We start from the raw sequence: 17,147 nt of genomic DNA on the forward strand, positions 1-17,147 counted from the left end.
AGAAGTTATACCTAAAACAAGCTCTTTTAAGAATATATAATAAATAAGTGGATTTAAGTGCTTTATTTATATAATGTATATTCAATAAATAGTTGTCTCGGACGCTACGCTTACCGAGACAACGGGGGCGCGGGTTGAACACCCGCTAGTTATCCGGCGCACGGCGCCAGACAACAAGCGGGAGGAGCGAGCAACCATCCATGAAAACAAGTTTTCAAAGATGGCAGTCACTCACCCGCGCCCCCGTTATATAAAAATTGCAAAGGAATAGTATGTATCATCGAGAATGGAAGTGTATTTGCCCTAAAGAGACAGCAAATGGATTTATTAATTACCTTTCAGAAACAGGTATAAAAGATACTCAAAATATTGACGGGTGTACAGGGTATCATGTTCTAAAACGTGAGTTAAATGGTGAGATCGAAATTACATTCGTATCACATTGGCAAGAACTAGATATTATGAAACGATACGCAGGTGATAATTTGTATAAAGCTGTTCTTTATCCAGAAGATGAAAAATTTCGCATTAAACCCGATATAGAAGTTAAAGTCTATGAAGCAATTGGTAGCAATTCAGTTATTTAACAAAGCGTTATAAATTTAAATCAAAGGAAATAAAGTGATATTAGAAGTAGCAGTTTTAGATGTAAAGATTGGTCAAGAAAATGATTTTGAAATTGCATTTGAAAAAGCACAATCTATTATTTCAAAAATGAAAGGTTATGTTTCACATCAATTGCAAAATTGTATAGAAACACCAAATAGATATATTTTACTAGTAAATTGGGAGACATTAGAAGACCATACAGAAGGTTTTAGAGGTTCAAAAGAATATCAAGAATGGAAAGCATTACTTCATCATTTTTATGATCCTTTTCCTATAGTAGAACATTTCAAATCAGTAACTTATAACAAAACATTGGAGAGAAATATTTGACTCTGCGGGCGCAACTATTTCTCAAGTCAGTCGTTAGCCAAAAATATCACTAAAGTATTTATTTAAACTCAAACGTTAGCTAAAGAAATTAGAGTCAAAGATTGAGAAAAACTAATTTTATAGTTTTTCCCAAACAACACCATTTGGCGTATCCATTACAGAAATTCCAAGTGCTGTTAATTCATCTCTAACTTTATCAGCTGTTTCAAAATCTTTTGCTTTTTTTGCTTCGCTTCTTTTTTCAATAAGCTCTTCAATTTTAGAGATATCTTCATTTGAAATTCCAAATTGAAAATAAGAATAAGCATCACTTCCACCAATTCCAATCACTTCATCAATAAACTCCAAAGTTGCAACAAGCTCTTTTTTTAAGCTCTTATTTTTTGGCTCTTTATCAAGTGATTCATTGGCTTTATTTATATACTCATCTATTATCGATATTGCTTTTGCTGAGTTTAAATCATCATTTAAAGCATTTAGTAAAGAGTCTTTAAACTCTTTATTTACAGCAGATTTTCCACCACCATAAACTCTTTTTTTAACTCTATAAAGTTTGTCTAATCTTTTTTTAGAAGAGATTAAATCCTCTTCATTGAAGTTAAAGTTTGCTCTATATTGTGCAGTTAATAAATAAAATCTAACAACCTCACCTGAGTAAGATTTTAAAATATCTTTTAGGAAAAATGAATTTCCTAGAGACTTACTCATTTTCTCTCCATCAATAGTTACAAAACCGTTGTGCATCCAGTATTTTGCTAGGTGTGATTTTGTTGAACATCTAGTTTGAGCAGCTTCATTTTCATGGTGAGGAAATAGAAGGTCAGCACCACCACCATGAATATCTATTTGAAAAGGCTCATCTTTATAAGCTAGATGTTTATTAATCATAGCAGAACATTCAATATGCCAACCAGGTCTTCCTTTTCCAAAAGGAGACTCATATGCTACATCTTCAGATTTTTCAAATTTCCAAAGTGCAAAATCGCTAGGATTTCTTTTTTCAGTATTTGCTTCAACCCTGGCAATTGAGTTTTCATCACTTGCTCTTTTTGAAAGAGTTCCATATTCTGCATCTTTTGATACATCAAAATAAACACCATCTGAGATTTTATAGGCTATATCTTTTGACATCAAATCTTCAATCATCTCAATCATTATTTGAAGATTTTGGGTTGCCTTTGGTTCAAGTGAGTTTGGTAAGATATTTAAAGTTTCCATATCAGCTTTATAAGCATTGATATAAAGACTTGTAATATCTTCTAAACTTCTTTTAGTTTCATGCATTTTTTTTATAATCTTATCATCAATGTCAGTAAAGTTTTTTGTCATAAGAACTTTATACCCATTGGCTTTTAAAACCCTATGGAGTAAATCAAAGGCAATTGCAGATCTTGCATGTCCTAAGTGTGAATCATCATAAACTGTTGGTCCACAAACATATATTCTTACTTCATTATTTTTAATTGGTTCAAATAGAACTTTTTCTTTTTTTACTGAATCAAAGATTTCAATTTTCATTATTTAAATAGTGCCTCTAAACTTGCTGTATCTGTTACTTTTTCTTGTTCTTGTGAATTATTTTGTTCTCCACCTTGAACAGAAGCTCCACCAATCTCTTTTAACTCAATTTCATATTTTGTAAGCATTGATGCTAGTCTAATATTTAAACCTGCTTTTCCAATAGCTTTTGATTTTTGATCATTTGGAATTGTAACAATTGCCTTACCTTTTTCATTATCTTCTGCATATTTTTCAATAACTACACTTGAAATAATTGCAGGAGATAAAGCTCTTGAGATAAACATTTCAGGAATTGTTGAGTATTCAACACAGTCAATGTTCTCACCACTTAATTGTTTTGAAACAGCACTAATTCTAACACCTTTTACACCAACAATTGAACCAATTGGGTCTACATTTGCATCAGTTGATAAAAGTGCGATTTTTGCTCTACTTCCTGGAATTCTAGCACTTGCTTCAATTGAAACAATTCCATCTTTTAATTCTGGAACTTCTGAAGCTAAAAGTGATTCTAAGAATTTTGGAGATGTTCTAGAAATTTCAACAATTAAACCATTTGTTTTATCGATGTTTACACCTCTAACAACAGCTTTTACTGTATCTCCAACTCTAAAAGTTTCACCTTTAATTCTACTTTTTCTTGGAAGCATACCTTTAACTTCACCAATTTCTACAAAGGTATTTTCTTGTCTATCAACCCTTGTTACAGTACCACTAATTGTTTTTCCAACTTTATTTTTATATTTGCTTAGTAGCGACTCTTCTAAAAATCTTTGAACTCTGTATTCGAAGTTATTGTGAAGAATAGTTGCTGCATTTCTTCCCATGTTTTCAAATTCTAAATCGTAATTTACAAAATCTCCGATTTCTAAACTATCATCAATCTCTTTTGCTTCATCAATTGAGATAAAGTTTTCTTTACTGATAATGTTATCGTATTTATCAACACCATCTTCGATTAATCTTTCGTCGCCATTTTCAACAACTTCAATTTTTTGGAATAGTTCTAATTTTTTATTTTTTCTATCAATCTCTGCATCATATCTAAGAGTTGCATCAACCATTTTTTCAGCAGTTTTAATTAACGATTCTTTTAATGCTGTTTCAACATCTTCGTTTTTTAGACCTTTTTCATAGGCAATAGAGTCTAAAATATCTATTATTTTGTCCATTAGTAACCTTCTGTTTTTTTAACATTGAAATGTAATATTTTGATTTTCAATGTGAGAGTAGGATGATATATTATCTAAAAACAGCTTTTATAGAAATTAAAGCAATTTTAAGATAAACTATTTAGCTAATTTAAAAAGATAAGGGTTTATTGAGATGGAATTATTACTTGCAAGAAATGAGTTAAGTGAAAAGCCAAAAAAAGTACAACTAGACAAAGTTAAAGAAGAATTAAAAAGCTTAGGTGAAAAAATATTTTATTTTGATAAAGATAATTCTCATAAAGACATGATGGCGCTTGTTGACTCTTTGGAAGATGAAGGTTTTAATGTGTATTTTAGAGAAGTTAAATATGGACTTGCAGATGATGAATATATGTATGAGGTTCATGCTTTATAAGATAAGGAATTAAAAAACTTAATGAGTAAACAAGAAGAAAAAAAACTATTTATACAAACACTTGGTTGTCAGATGAACGATACTGACAGCCAACATATTATTGCTGAATTAAAAGAGCATAAAAATTACTCTACAACTGACAATATGGAAGATGCAGATTTAATTATTATTAATACTTGTTCAGTTAGAGAAAAACCTGTTTCTAAACTTTTTTCAGAAATAGGGCAATTTAATGTAAAGAAAAAAGATAATGCCAAAATTGGAGTTTGTGGTTGCACAGCTTCACATTTAGGTGAAGATATTATGAAAAGAGCACCTTATGTTGATTTTGTATTAGGTGCTAGAAATATTTCAAAAATTAAAGATGTTGTCGATAAAAAAGGTGCAATTGAGATAGATATTGATTATGATGATTCTACTTATCAATTTGCACAAAATTCACATAACCTTTATAAAACTTCTGTAAACATCTCAATTGGATGTGATAAGAAATGTACTTTTTGTATTGTTCCTGCAACTAGGGGTGATGAAATCTCTATTCCAATTGAAATGATTGTTGAACAAGTACAAAAAGATGTTGATAAAGGAGCCAAAGAGGTTACTTTATTAGGACAAAATGTAAACTCTTACGGGAAAAGATTCTCAGATAAAAGAGAAAAAACTTCATTTACAAGACTTCTTCAAGAAGTTTCAAAAATTGAAGGGCTTGAAAGAATTAGATTTACTTCACCACATCCATTACATATGGACGATGAGTTTATTGAAGAGTTTGCAAAAAACCCAAAGATTTCAAAATGTATTCATATGCCACTACAAAGTGGTTCAACGTCTATTTTAAAGGCTATGAAAAGAGGATATTCTAAAGAAGGTTTTATCAAGCGAGCTAAAAAAATAAGAGATATGATTCCTGATGTTAGGATTACAACTGATATTATTGTAGCTTTCCCTGGGGAAACTGAAGATGATTTTCAAGATACTATTGATGTTATAAACCAAGTTAAATTTGACCAGATTTTTAATTTCAAATATTCTCCAAGACCAAATACTGAAGCTTTAGAATTAAAAGATTTAGAGATTCCTGATGAGATTGGAAGTAAAAGATTAATTGAAGTTATTGAACTTCATAAAGAGCATCAAAGTGAATTAATGAATTTAAATGTTGGAAAAACAGTAACTGTTTTGTTTGATACTTTAAAACCAAATGGTGAAGTTATGGGATTTACTGATAATTATTGTCAGGTTTTTGTTAAAGGAAGTGATGAACTTTTAGGAAGACTTGTGGATGTTAAGATAACTGATGCAACAAGGACTGCTTTAAAAGGTGAAGTGGTAAATTAATGAAACTTTTTTTAGTAACAAAAGTTGTACCTTTTATAATGCAACTTATTGTAAGAGTGATCTATTTAACTAGTAAAAAAGTTTACCACCACCCAAATATAGATAAAAATGAAGCTTTCATCGTAGCCTTTTGGCACGGTGAACTTCTAATGCAACCATTCAACTATCAAAAATTAAAACCATCAGGAAAAGTAAGTGCTATGATCAGTGAGCATAAAGATGGTGAAGCAATTACAAAAACAGTAGAGTATTTAGGGATTGATTCAATTAGAGGTTCAAGCTCAAAAGGTGGAGCAAAAGCACTGATTTCTGCAATTAAAGAGATTAAAGGCGGAGACGATATAGCGATTACTCCTGATGGGCCTAGAGGACCTAGACATTCTGTTGCAGATGGAATTGTCGCTATTCATAAGAAAACAAATGCTAAAATATTGATATTTAATTGTAAGTGTACAAAATATTGGCAGTTTAACTCTTGGGATAAGTTTATTGTTCCAAAGCCATTTGGTACATTGGAATTTTTTATAAGTGAGCCTTTGGATGTTAGTAATCTTGAAAATGAAGAAGCTAAAGAGATTATAAAAAACAAAATGCTCATAAATGCCATAAATTAGGATAAAAAGTTTTATGTTTGCTAAAGAGTCTTTGTATATAAATGCTATAAAATATAAAACACAACTAAAAATAAATTATAAAAAATTAAGTAATAATGATATAGTTGAAACTAATAGCTCAACATTTGTGGTAAAAGATGATATTCTTGGTCGAGATATAGCTACAAAGATTAACACGCAACAAGAGCAAACTGAGAGCACTTTTATCTCAACACTTCTTTTACAAGACGAAACAAGACTTCTTAAAAAGAATCAACCTAAACCAAAAGATTATGTAATATCACCTTTAAATGATGAATATAATATAGCCGTATCTAAAAACACGCTATTTGAATCGAAAAACTTCTTTGAAAAATGTGGTATTGATTATATCTTTTCCGCATATCATATTTTAAATTTACATATTGAGCAAAACCCTTGCCATAACAATCTTTTAATTCTTTTATTTAATAACCAAGCTTTTTGTTTTATTTTAAACTCTAAAGGTGAGATTATCTTTAATAAAAGAGTTGATGTTACAGCTTTTGAAGAGATAAAACAAAGTGAATTTTATGAAAATGAGATAATGGGACAAAAACTTTATGATGAGGTTTATGCTTTAGAAATTCATGAACTTATCAAGAACACAATTGAAGAGTTTTATACTATTACAAAAAATGTGTTTATTGAAAAGGTTTCTATTCTTTATAATCTAAAACTTATTTCAGAAGAACAAATTCAACATATGAGTGATGACTTCATGCTAGAGCTTTCATATCATCCTATCTCTGTTGATGAAGAGCTTTTTCAACTCTCAAAAGATTCTCATGGTGTAAAAAGTTTTATAAAACCTAGAATTAAGCCTAAAAACTCACTAAAAACATTTTTTATATCTATAATTATGATAGCGTTGATTTTAGGTGTGGGATACTACTTTTTACCTATAACAGAATTATTTAATCAAGTTTCAAAAATAAATACTCAAGAGAATCAAAAAGAGCAAAGGTTAAGGAACGTAGAACCAATTAATCTGCCAGATCATATTGAAAAAAATTCTTTTGTTGAAACAAGGGTTTTAAAAGCTTTAGAAATAATCCCTTATGATGTTGTCTTAAATGAACTAAGTCTTGAAAGAAACTACATAAAAATGGATATAAATCTTTTAAATAAAGATACTTTTATTAAAATTTTACAACCAGAATTACTTAAATCTTATATTGTCTCACAAATTGAATTTAAAGAGGAAAATAAAACACCTATTTTAGAAGCTACTATTAGTGCAGAGGGCTTAAGAGAAAAAGAAAAACCTGTATTAAAAGATTATAAAGATATATATATTCAAAATGAGTTTATGCCAATTATTAGAGTTACGGAGCAAATGAAAATTTTACTTCCTGAAAACGCGATTGTAACTTTTAAATCAAGTTTTAAATCTGATGTTGTAACTTTTAATTACTTAGTTAATGTTGTTATACAAAACCCATTGGAGTTTTTCGAATTGATTAATAGATTAAATGATGAGTTATATTCAATAAATATTTCATATCCAGTTAATTTTATAAAAACTGCAGCTGGAATTGAAGTGGAGTTTATCTTACAGTTTCATCAACCAAAGTAGAAATTAATCTACTTTGTCAAACTCTAAAATAAATCTTACACCCTTCTCAAAATTTTCAAGACTTAAATTTCCACCAAATGTTTTTGTGATTACAAGTTTAACCATATATAATCCAATACCGCTACCTTCATTTTTTGTTGTGAAATATGGGTCAAATATTTTTTCTAGATTATCCTCTTTGATTCCACCTGCATCATCTGTAAAAGTGATATAGTTTTTACCATTTTCACTATAGCATCTAATCTCTATATTTCTTTGCTCAATTTTTCTTTCATTGAAAGCTTGGATTGAATTTGTTATAAAGTTCATCACCACTTGAGAAAGTTCCATAGTAATACCATTTAATAAAAAGTCATCTTCAAATTTTTCATGAAGTTCTACTTTGTTTTTATCTAAATGTGAATGCATTAGTGCTAATGAATCTTTTAAAGATCCAATCACTGAGAAGTTTTCTTTTGGTTTATTTGGATTGAAAAAACCTAAAAAACCATCAATTGTATCTTTCATATGATGAATTTGTTTTTTTGTATTTACAGAAAAATCATCAACTGTTTCTCTATCTAAGTCACCATAATCATATGAATATTTAATATCTTCACAATATAAAGAAAGAACATTTAATGGTTGTTTTAATTGGTGAGAAATAACTCCAATCATCTCTCCAATACTTGCCATTTTTGTATTATGAACAACTAGTTTATTTGCTAATTCTAAAGATTCTTTTGTCTCTTTGTTTTTATTAAATAACTCAATATAAACCTTTAGTTTTGAAGTTAGTAAAACATCATCAATTGGTTTTGTAATATATTCAATAGCCCCAAGGTCATAACCTCTTTGTTGGTAAGAATCTTTGTCATAAATACCTGTAACAAATATAATAGGGATATTTTTTAAACTTTCTATCCCTTTTAGATATTCAGCAAATTGAAAACCATCAATATCTGGCATTTGGATATCACAAAGGATTAAATCAACGGAGTGTTTTGTTAGAATTGCAATTCCTTCGCTAGCACTTAAGGCACTATAAATATCAACATCAAATTCTTCAATAAGAAGTTTTAATGAATATATGTTTTCTTCAACATCATCAATTATTAGTATAGAGAATCTATTTTCCATTATATTCCTTTTATTTTCTTATTTATAGAATTTATCTCATTTTTTAAAGCAACATTTATTTCAATATCTTTTGAATATTGTAAGTTTTCATCTTCCGTTAAAATAATTAGTTTTTCTCCATATTCTAAAATAATATCGTTTAATTCATCTTTATCAACTGTATCTATATCAATAATAATTTTTTCGACATCATTATTTGCTACTTTTTTAAGTTCATGTTTTTTGAAAACTTGAATTATCTCAAAATCTTTTTGTAAGTCTATTATCAATTTGAAAAATTCTAGGGGGTTTGTGTTATAAACTACAACTGTTTCTTTACTTTCATTTTCACTTAAATTATCAAGATTTAAAGGGATATTAACGTTTTCTAAATCATGTTCATTATTTAAATCCAATAAATCCATATTTAATAAATTATCTAGATTTTTAGGAATGGTTACATAAAAAGTTGTCCCTACTTCAACTTCACTTTTTACATATATAGTTCCTTTTAATAAATCAAGTATCTCTTTACATATTGCTAAACCTAAACCAGTACCACCATATTTTCTTGTTGTTGTAGTGTCTGCTTGTTTAAATCTGTCAAAAATATTTTCAAGTTTCTCTTTAGGTATTCCAATACCTTCATCTTTTATACTAATTGTCACATAATCATCTTCATCTTTTACATTTAGATAAATTGAGCCATCTCCAACAAATTTTAAGGCATTACTTAAAAGGTTTTTAACTATTTGTTTAATTTTATGGTCATCACTACAAATATGACTAATAGTATCTTCAAAATTGAAAAATAGTTTTACACCTTTTTCTTTTACTTGTGGTAAAAACATCTCATAAACTTCAGTTATTGTTTGTTTTAAATTAATTTTTGAATAGTTTGTATTAATTCTTCCTGCTTCAAGCTTCGAAATATCAAGAACATCATTTATCAAAGTTAATAGATAGTTTCCACAACTATTTATAATCTCTAGATTTTTAATCTGTTTTTCGTTTAGTGAACCATCTTTATTTTTTTTCATTACCGATGAGATAACATTGATTGAGTTTAGCGGGGTTTTTAACTCATGACTCATATTGGCCATGAAATCATCCTTTGCTTTATTTGCTTCCCTTAATGCTTTTTTCTGTTCTTTTAAAAGTTTATTTGCCTTTTGCATCTTTTGAACATTTACACAAGCTTGTACACTCATATTTAGTTTTTGTAAAAAACTTTCAAACATTGAGATAAAAAATGAACATTGAGCTTCCATATTTTTAGTAATCAAATATATAGAACCAAAATCAAGTTTTATTATAAGTACCTTTCTATCCTCTTCAACTACAAGTTTAATTTCATCTTTATAGTGAGAATAATCATTTGGATTAAAACTATCAATTTTACCAAAGGTAGAGAGTTTAACTAAAAAACCCTCTTCATTTTTGATGCAATATTGAGCAAAGATAGCATAAGTTTCACTTACAAAGGTCTTTAAAGTTTGATCCATCATCTCCTTTAAATCTAAAGAATTTCCAATGGAACTATAACACTTATATGTTGTAGCAAGATTTTGTACTAGCATAAGACACCTACCACGCAAGTTTTATTGTAGAAATTAATATATTCATTTCCATTATTTGCAATTTCACCTAAAGTTAAAGCTCCAAATAATGTTTCATCATCAACTTGTTTTTTGATTTCATTTAGTTCTTTTTTGAAATCATCTTCTAAAAAGATACATCTTGAAATACAATCAAATAATACTACGTTTTTTATCTTTAACTTTTTATTATTTGATTCTAATGCTTTTTTAATTGCATTATTTGATGATTCAATTAAAGAACTTTTATTACCCTTCAAAATATTTATAGTTGAGTTTTGCTCTAAATCACCAACTAATATCATATTCCCTTTTTCATCTTTTGCAATAGGGTCTCTTACAATAATCTCTTTATTGAATTTTACAATTCCAAGGGGATAAGATTTTGCTATATCAAAGAAATTATCTTCTGTAATTTCTTCCCCTGACTCTTTTTCCACAACATTTTTATAAGTTTCGAAGGCATTATTAAATTTAAGTCCTGAGTCTTCTTCAACAACACTCTTATACACTTCAAAGGCATCCATAAAATTAAGAGATTTCAAAATATTTTTATTTGATGAAGTTACCATAAAGGGCCCTTCTAAAAATTCCCATCCATTTTCAACACCAATAAAAAGTTTTGATTTTGTTACAATAGTTAATGCAGCATTTTCATAAATACCATCATTACTAAATATTACTGGTTCTTGTTTTAGTGTTAACTTTCCAGCTCCCCCACCTAAAATCTCAACATTTAAAGGTAAAATATTAAACAAAGAATCTAAAAAAGTGGTTATATTTGCACTTAAACCATCTAATAAGACTAGTAATGAACTGGCATCTTTATAATCATTTTCTGTTAAAATAGGATTTTCTAAGTTTTCAATTAAATTTATTTTTTCATCTTGAAGCTCACAAACAATAAAAGCATCATCATAATTTGAGTTATTATAGATTACTTGAGTAACAATTGCACCATAAAATTTAATACTAGATTCTTGTAATTTTTTATAATCAAAGTCACAATTTTCAGCCACAAGGAGATAGTACTCTTTTTGGCAGTTTTGATTTATTGATATAAACTCTTCTAAGTTTTTATATAACTTTATATTTTTCATGCTACCTCTCCTTGCACCTCAAAAGTAAACTCTTTTTTGATTTTTAGAAATTCATCTATATTATTTAATAATATATCAATTAGTTTAGGGTCAAAATCTTTATCTGCTTTTTCTTTTAAATAATCTAAAATATCATCTAGCTCCCAAGCTTTTTTATAACATCTTTGGCTACCTAAGGCATCAAAGGTATCAACAACAGATAAAATTCTTCCATAAAGATGAATACCTTCACCTACTAAGCCCCTTGGATATCCACTTCCATCCCATTTTTCATGGTGTTCATGGGAGATAATTGCAGCTGCTTTCATAATTTTTCTTTGAGAATTTTTTAACATATCAAAACCAATTGTTGTATGGGTTTTCATAATTGTAAACTCCTCTTTTGTAAGTTTGCCTTTTTTATGTAAAATTGAATCAGGAATCCCTATTTTACCAATGTCATGCATAGGGGCTGCTAATTGTATTAAATTTGCTTCCTCTTCACAAAGCCCTAGTTTTTTTGCTAAGAGATATGAATATTTTGAAACTCTTTTTATATGGTCTCCTGTTTCATTACATCTTTGCTCACCTATTTCACCCAAAGTTAAAATAACATCTTTTTGAGTTAATTCAATCTCAAGTTGTAAATTTATACTTTGAGTTAAATCATTTGCTACAACTAAGTATTCAATAATATTTTTATTAGAATCTAAAACCGGTGAAATATTAATATCAATATGTTTTTTTTCTTTTTTTGTATCAAAGATAACTATTTGTTCTGAAGCTATTTTATTTTCTAAGTTCTCTAATAATTTAATACAATTATTCTCTTCTGAATTAATAAAACTAAAGAAGTTTTTATTTATTAAATCTCTTCTTTTTAATTCTAGGATTTTTAAAAATTTTGTATTTATAGTAATAATATTAAAGTCTTTATCAATTTTTGCAATTGAGGTGATTTCATTGAATCCCCTTTGATATTCTGCTAATAGATGACTTTTATTTGTAAGATTATCTTGGTAACTTTTTATCTCTATATCTAAAAGATTGTTTAATGAGATTTGGTCAGTAACATCATTTGAGATTGAGATATACTCTTTTAGATTGTTGTTGATATCTACAATTGGAATAATGATAGAGTCAATAATATATTCGTTTTTATATTTTGTATAGTTTTTTAGTCTACCTTTCCATTGCTCTTTTTTTCTTAATCTTTCCCAAAGTTCTAAATAAACACTTGATTTCTCATCATTATGTTGATTGAAATTAAAATAATTTTTACTAACTTCATCAAAATTGAAGCCAGATACTTTTGAGTATTGTTTATTTATATATGTAATTTTCCCATCTAAATCAAATTTTACTACAATTGAAGCATCATCTATAACTTGTTTATATTGATCCAATATTCTTTGATTTTCTTTTGCCTCAATTTTTTTACTTATTGAATTAATTTTTTCTATAAAACCATCAAGAGAGATTGGTTTTAAAATATAACTATCAATATTTAAATCAATTGCTTGTAATAGTGTATCACTTTCATTTCTTGCAGAGATTAATACAATAGGAATATTTGTATCTGTTTCTCTAATTTTTTTTGCTAATTCTAAACCATTCACAATTGGCATATTAATATCACTAATGATTATATTAATATTGTTACTGTAAAAAATATCAAGGGCTTCTTTTCCATTGGGAGCATAAAAAACCTCATTAAATATTTTTTTTAAAATAGATAAAAACTTTTTTGCAGTAGCAGGTTCATCTTCTACATATAATATATTTAAACTTTTCAGATAATTATTTTTAATCACCTTATACTCCTTGTAATGTAATTATAGAGTAAAAGAGTATTCCAATCGTATCATTATATTTTTGCTTTGATTTAATTTATAAAGGTATCAAAAAAGTATTATTTAATCATAGCAAAAGATATTATTTAAATATTCTTAATTGTTATAATAACTTAAAATAACTAGGAGTTTTAGATGACTAAGAAGATTTTTAATATTAACTTTCTAAATTCTAAGAGAGTACTTCTTTTAACAAAAGACAATAAGGCAATAAATAGAATAAATGAAAAACTTACACCATTGGTAAAAAGGTTTCATATAAATGATTCTATTTATAAGTCAGATTTTTCATTGTATGATATGGTTATTATTGATATTGATTATTTTGATGTACAGTATCTTGATTGCTCATTATTTAATGATAAACTAAAAAATCTTAATGTACCAATTATTTATATCTCTTCTAATTTAGAGTTTTCAATATTAGAATATATTGAAAATGTTCCTTTAAATAATATTATTTTAAAAAATGAACAATTAGAGTATATTGATATTTATATTGCTATGACAATGAAAAAAAATAGTAAGCTATATTTTAATCACGATTACTCTTTTTGTATGAGGAAAAATAGATTTTATTTTAAAGATTGGGAAGTTGGTTTAACAAACCTAGAAACTAACTTTATAAAAGTCTTACTTGAAAATAAAAATAGGATAGTTCCATATGAAAAAATAATAGAAAGCGTATGGAAAGGTAAAAAGTGTTCAATTTATAGCATGAGAAATGTTGTTAATAAAATTAGAGAAAAATCATATTATGAAATAATCAAAAATATATCAAATCAAGGATATATTATTAATGATTATAAAATTTACTAATTTATGATACCATTATAATACGATTTATTAATAGAATTAGGTTATGGAAAATATAGTAAATTACAAAAAAAATGCAAGAATACTTCTAGTAGAAGACGAATATGACACTCAAGTTAAGTTGTTAAAGATATTAAATAGGGTTTATAATAATATTATCATGGCAAAAAATGGTGATGATGCTTTAATGATAATTAGGGACTTTTATTTAAGGGGTAAAGCTTTTGATTTAGTAATTAGTGATATTAATATGCCAATAATGGATGGAGTTGATTTACTAAAAAATGTAAGGCATATTGATGAATTGTTGCCTTTTATCTTTTTAACTGCTCAACTTGATGTTAAACAGTTACTAGATGTAGTAAAACTTGATATCAATGATTATATTTTAAAACCTATTGATGTGGAGCCCTTACTTCAAAGTATTGAAAAAACTTTAAATAAAAGTTATAAAAAAAGTTTTTTGATAGGTGAAAAAAGCTCTATATTATTAGAAAATGATTATGAATGGGATATTCAAGAAAAAGTTTTATATAAAGATAACAATACAGTTAAATTAACAAAAAAAGAGTTGCAACTAATTGATATTTTATGTAAAAATATCAATAGAGTAGTAAATACAGATGATATTATTAATTCTATTTGGGATGATATAAAAGATTTAGAATCGGCAATCGCAAATTTGAAAAATCTTATTTCAAGATTAAGAGTTAAAATAGCAGATTTAAATATTGAGAATATGTATGGCTTTGGATATAAGCTAAGGATGAAAGATGGAAGAAGTTAAATTAGAAAAAGAAAAACTAAAAGTCTTATTTGTTGAAGATGAAGATTTAGCTAGACAAAAATTAGGAAAATTTCTTAGACGAAGATTTGAAGAAGTTGAATTATGTGAAAATGGACTTGATGGTTTTTTAAAATATCAAGAGGCATTTAATAGCGGGGAAAAATTTGATTTTATATTAAGTGATATCAATATGCCAAAAATGGACGGACTTGAGATGCTTGAAAAAATCAGAGAGTTTGATAGTGAAGTTCCGTGCGCTTTTATTACAGCAAGAAATGAAAGTGAGAATATTATAAAGGCCATCTCTTTACAGGTTACTGAATATATTTTAAAACCTATTGACCTAGAAGAGATTACAAAAAAACTAGATAAAATTTGCAACAATCTAAATTTAGAGAAGAAATTCCAATCTCAAAAAATAGAATTAGATAATTATTTAGAGATTATAAATCAAGAAGCACTAGTTTCAAAAACTGATTTAAAAGGTAAAATCACCTTTGTAAATGATGGTTTTTGTGAAGTTTCAGGATATACAAGAGAAGAGTTAATAGGCTCTCCCCATAATATTGTCCGTCACCCAGACGTAAATAAATCTTTTTTTGAAGATATGTGGACTACTATAAAAGAGGGTAAAATATGGAATGGTACCCATAAAAATATAGCAAAAGATGGGTCTACATATTTTGTAAATACAAAAATTTTTCCAATTTTTGATATAAATAGAGAAAATATTATTGAGTATATGGCTGTTAGATTTTTAGTAACTGAAGAGGAACAAGAGAAAAGAAAAAATTTTAAAAGATTTATTGAACAGTTAACTGAGTATAAAAAAACAATTGGAAAATTAAAAACTGATAAAGAAAACCTTGATAAAAGATTACTTGAAACTCAAAAAACCTTTACTGTATTAGAGGAGAAAGCTAGAATTTCAGAAGATAAGAGAAAGGCATTGTTAAAGCAGTTAGAAGCATATGAAAGTAGTAATTTACAACACAATAAAATGGATATTATGGCAAAACAAGATAAGTCAAAACAGTTTGATGATATGTATAAATCTTTAAATGCTTTAAAAACTAGAAATTTAAAATTAGAAAATGATTTAAAATCTATGCAATCTATGTATGATTCAAAAGAGGGTGAGGTTTCGAGTCTAATAGAAAAAGAGATTGAAAATCAAAAAAGAATAAATGAACTAAGAGATTTAGTTTCAAATTTACAAAAAGAAAATGGTGATTTAAAAATAAAAAAAGGTGGTATTTTTAAGTAAAAACTTGAGTTACCAAGCCTTTACTTCATTATAAATTGAGTCTCTTTCAACTGGACTAAACCCAGTGTTTTTGATTAAGTCAACAAAAGAATTAAGTGGCATACCATGTTTACTTGCCGCTCCTGCTGCACTTTGAATAGATTCTCTTTCAATAGTACCATCTAAATCATTTGCTCCAAACTCTTGAGCTAGTAGGGCAAGTTTTATTGTTGAGGTAACCCAATAAGCTTTAATATGTGGAATATTATCAAGTAAAATTCTAGAAATAGCCATAGTTTTTAAAATCTCTTGACCAGTTAAAAAATCTTTTACTTTTAAATAGTTATTTTCTTTTTGATAAACAAGTGGGATAAAGGCATTAAATCCTCCCGTTTCATCTTGTAAATCTCTCAATCTTAACATATGGTCAATTCTATGTTCTCTACTTTCTACATGTCCAAAAAGCATAGTTGCATTACTTTGGTGACCAGTTTTGTGCCAAAGTTTATGAATTTCAAGCCATTGCTGTGTAGTTACCTTTCCTCCACAAATTCTTTTTCGCACCTTTTCATCAAAGATTTCTGCTCCACCACCTGGCATTGAATCAACACCACTTTCAATCATCTTCTCAATAATTTCTTCATATGTCAAATTATACTCTTGGGCTAAAAAATGAATCTCAGCAGCTGTTAATGCTTTTACATGAATATCAGGAAACTTATCTTTAATTTTTCTAAAAACATCTAAATACCATTCTAATCCTGTATCTGGATTATGAGCAGATACTATATGAACCTCTTTTATATCATTTTTCTTTGAATTCTCTACAATGTCTAAAATTTGTTCATGGCTCATTGTATATGGATTTGGGTTTTTTCTACTTGCACTATAGGCACAAAATTGACATACATCTTTACAAATATTTGTTGGGTTTATATGTCTATTGATATTAAAATATGTTTTTTTACCATGCTTATCTAATCTAATCTCATTTGCGATTTGAGCTAGCTCAAAAAGTTCCAAATCATAAAGCTTTATCGCTTCTTCGTATGATAATCTTTCTTTATTCTCTAATTTTTCTAAAATACTCAT

Annotated in this window: 16 protein-coding genes; 9 read left to right on the forward strand and 7 right to left on the reverse strand. The window is 27.5% G+C overall.

All coding sequences use genetic code 11. The features are described from left to right. Window positions 1-272 precede the first annotated feature (272 nt). Both AC2TY9_RS05585 and AC2TY9_RS05590 read left to right on the forward strand, forming a co-directional pair. A complete protein-coding gene (locus AC2TY9_RS05585; protein ID WP_489779949.1) occupies window positions 273-587 on the forward strand; it encodes a hypothetical protein in 315 nt (104 codons plus the stop codon). 34 nt (window positions 588-621) lie between these two features. After that, window positions 622-939: an antibiotic biosynthesis monooxygenase family protein gene (locus AC2TY9_RS05590; RefSeq protein WP_489779950.1), complete on the forward strand. Its 318-nt coding sequence runs from the start codon at window positions 622-624 to the stop codon at window positions 937-939. A 117-nt stretch (window positions 940-1,056) separates the two neighbouring features. Here AC2TY9_RS05590 and cysS read toward each other — a convergent pair whose 3' ends face one another. Together cysS and nusA are read right to left on the reverse strand one after the other, a co-directional pair. Beyond that, a complete protein-coding gene (gene cysS, locus AC2TY9_RS05595; protein WP_489780404.1) occupies window positions 1,057-2,451 on the reverse strand; it encodes a cysteine--tRNA ligase in 1,395 nt (464 codons plus the stop codon). Window positions 2,452-2,456: 5 nt separating this feature from the next. Then, window positions 2,457-3,632 (reverse strand): transcription termination factor NusA, encoded by a 1,176-nt coding sequence (gene nusA, locus AC2TY9_RS05600; protein WP_489779951.1) that lies wholly within the window; start codon window positions 3,630-3,632, stop codon window positions 2,457-2,459. A 154-nt stretch (window positions 3,633-3,786) separates the two neighbouring features. Between nusA and AC2TY9_RS05605 the strand changes: the two genes are divergently transcribed. From AC2TY9_RS05605 to AC2TY9_RS05620, 4 genes are read left to right on the forward strand one after another with little or no spacing between them, the layout of a single operon-like run. Next, window positions 3,787-4,029 carry an HP0268 family nuclease gene (locus AC2TY9_RS05605; RefSeq protein WP_489779952.1) on the forward strand — a complete coding sequence of 81 codons (243 nt, stop codon included), beginning with the start codon at window positions 3,787-3,789 and terminating at the stop codon, window positions 4,027-4,029. Between the two features lie 21 nt (window positions 4,030-4,050). After that, window positions 4,051-5,367, forward strand: a complete 1,317-nt coding sequence (miaB, locus tag AC2TY9_RS05610) for a tRNA (N6-isopentenyl adenosine(37)-C2)-methylthiotransferase MiaB (RefSeq protein ID WP_489779953.1) — start codon at window positions 4,051-4,053, stop codon at window positions 5,365-5,367. Continuing rightward, window positions 5,367-5,981, forward strand: a complete 615-nt coding sequence (locus AC2TY9_RS05615; protein ID WP_489779954.1) for a lysophospholipid acyltransferase family protein — start codon at window positions 5,367-5,369, stop codon at window positions 5,979-5,981. Before miaB ends, AC2TY9_RS05615 begins: the two co-directional genes overlap by 1 nt. Window positions 5,982-5,994: 13 nt before the next feature. Further along, window positions 5,995-7,578 carry a DUF8569 domain-containing protein gene (locus tag AC2TY9_RS05620; RefSeq protein WP_489779955.1) on the forward strand — a complete coding sequence of 528 codons (1,584 nt, stop codon included), beginning with the start codon at window positions 5,995-5,997 and terminating at the stop codon, window positions 7,576-7,578. Window positions 7,579-7,581: 3 nt separating this feature from the next. On the opposite strand, the gene AC2TY9_RS05625 is transcribed toward AC2TY9_RS05620, so the two are convergent. Genes AC2TY9_RS05625 through AC2TY9_RS05640 form a run of 4 tightly spaced genes read right to left on the reverse strand, consistent with a single transcriptional unit; the run spans window position 7,582 to window position 13,167 of the window. Then, complete coding sequence (locus AC2TY9_RS05625; RefSeq protein ID WP_489779956.1) at window positions 7,582-8,697, reverse strand: sensor histidine kinase; 1,116 nt, start codon at window positions 8,695-8,697, stop codon at window positions 7,582-7,584. Next, the gene (locus tag AC2TY9_RS05630; protein WP_489779957.1) at window positions 8,697-10,256 is read right to left on the reverse strand and encodes a sensor histidine kinase; all 1,560 of its coding nucleotides are present in this window, start codon (window positions 10,254-10,256) and stop codon (window positions 8,697-8,699) included. The genes AC2TY9_RS05625 and AC2TY9_RS05630 overlap by 1 nt, the downstream gene beginning before the upstream one ends. Beyond that, window positions 10,250-11,374 carry an FIST signal transduction protein gene (locus tag AC2TY9_RS05635; protein WP_489779958.1) on the reverse strand — a complete coding sequence of 375 codons (1,125 nt, stop codon included), beginning with the start codon at window positions 11,372-11,374 and terminating at the stop codon, window positions 10,250-10,252. The genes AC2TY9_RS05630 and AC2TY9_RS05635 overlap by 7 nt, the downstream gene beginning before the upstream one ends. Continuing rightward, window positions 11,371-13,167, reverse strand: coding sequence for a response regulator (locus tag AC2TY9_RS05640; protein ID WP_489779959.1), 1,797 nt, complete (start codon window positions 13,165-13,167; stop codon window positions 11,371-11,373). Before AC2TY9_RS05640 ends, AC2TY9_RS05635 begins: the two co-directional genes overlap by 4 nt. Window positions 13,168-13,341: 174 nt before the next feature. Here AC2TY9_RS05640 and AC2TY9_RS05645 point away from each other — a divergent pair, with 174 nt between their 5' ends. Genes AC2TY9_RS05645 through AC2TY9_RS05655 form a run of 3 tightly spaced genes read left to right on the forward strand, consistent with a single transcriptional unit; the run spans window position 13,342 to window position 16,076 of the window. Beyond that, the gene (locus AC2TY9_RS05645; RefSeq protein WP_489779960.1) at window positions 13,342-14,025 is read left to right on the forward strand and encodes a helix-turn-helix domain-containing protein; all 684 of its coding nucleotides are present in this window, start codon (window positions 13,342-13,344) and stop codon (window positions 14,023-14,025) included. 43 nt (window positions 14,026-14,068) lie between these two features. Then, a complete protein-coding gene (locus tag AC2TY9_RS05650) occupies window positions 14,069-14,809 on the forward strand; it encodes a response regulator transcription factor (RefSeq protein WP_489779961.1) in 741 nt (246 codons plus the stop codon). After that, on the forward strand, window positions 14,796-16,076 hold the full coding sequence (locus AC2TY9_RS05655) for a response regulator (RefSeq protein WP_489779962.1): 1,281 nt from the start codon (window positions 14,796-14,798) through the stop codon (window positions 16,074-16,076). Before AC2TY9_RS05650 ends, AC2TY9_RS05655 begins: the two co-directional genes overlap by 14 nt. Window positions 16,077-16,085: 9 nt before the next feature. Here the strand turns inward: AC2TY9_RS05655 and mqnE are convergent, their stop codons facing one another. Continuing rightward, complete coding sequence (gene mqnE, locus AC2TY9_RS05660) at window positions 16,086-17,147, reverse strand: aminofutalosine synthase MqnE (RefSeq protein WP_489779963.1); 1,062 nt, start codon at window positions 17,145-17,147, stop codon at window positions 16,086-16,088.

Source organism: Arcobacter sp. ISO1, from assembly GCF_058105185.1.

Coding starts and splice junctions, on each gene's coding strand:
- AC2TY9_RS05585 (WP_489779949.1), top strand. CDS start 273: ATGTATCATCGAGAATGGAAGTGTATTTGCCCTAAAGAGACAGCAAAT.
- AC2TY9_RS05630 (WP_489779957.1), bottom strand. CDS start 10,256: ATGCTAGTACAAAATCTTGCTACAACATATAAGTGTTATAGTTCCATT.
- mqnE (WP_489779963.1), bottom strand. CDS start 17,147: ATGAGTATTTTAGAAAAATTAGAGAATAAAGAAAGATTATCATACGAA.
- AC2TY9_RS05645 (WP_489779960.1), top strand. CDS start 13,342: ATGACTAAGAAGATTTTTAATATTAACTTTCTAAATTCTAAGAGAGTA.
- AC2TY9_RS05605 (WP_489779952.1), top strand. CDS start 3,787: ATGGAATTATTACTTGCAAGAAATGAGTTAAGTGAAAAGCCAAAAAAA.
- AC2TY9_RS05620 (WP_489779955.1), top strand. CDS start 5,995: ATGTTTGCTAAAGAGTCTTTGTATATAAATGCTATAAAATATAAAACA.
- AC2TY9_RS05615 (WP_489779954.1), top strand. CDS start 5,367: ATGAAACTTTTTTTAGTAACAAAAGTTGTACCTTTTATAATGCAACTT.
- AC2TY9_RS05635 (WP_489779958.1), bottom strand. CDS start 11,374: ATGAAAAATATAAAGTTATATAAAAACTTAGAAGAGTTTATATCAATA.
- AC2TY9_RS05650 (WP_489779961.1), top strand. CDS start 14,069: ATGGAAAATATAGTAAATTACAAAAAAAATGCAAGAATACTTCTAGTA.
- nusA (WP_489779951.1), bottom strand. CDS start 3,632: ATGGACAAAATAATAGATATTTTAGACTCTATTGCCTATGAAAAAGGT.
- miaB (WP_489779953.1), top strand. CDS start 4,051: ATGAGTAAACAAGAAGAAAAAAAACTATTTATACAAACACTTGGTTGT.
- AC2TY9_RS05625 (WP_489779956.1), bottom strand. CDS start 8,697: ATGGAAAATAGATTCTCTATACTAATAATTGATGATGTTGAAGAAAAC.
- AC2TY9_RS05655 (WP_489779962.1), top strand. CDS start 14,796: ATGGAAGAAGTTAAATTAGAAAAAGAAAAACTAAAAGTCTTATTTGTT.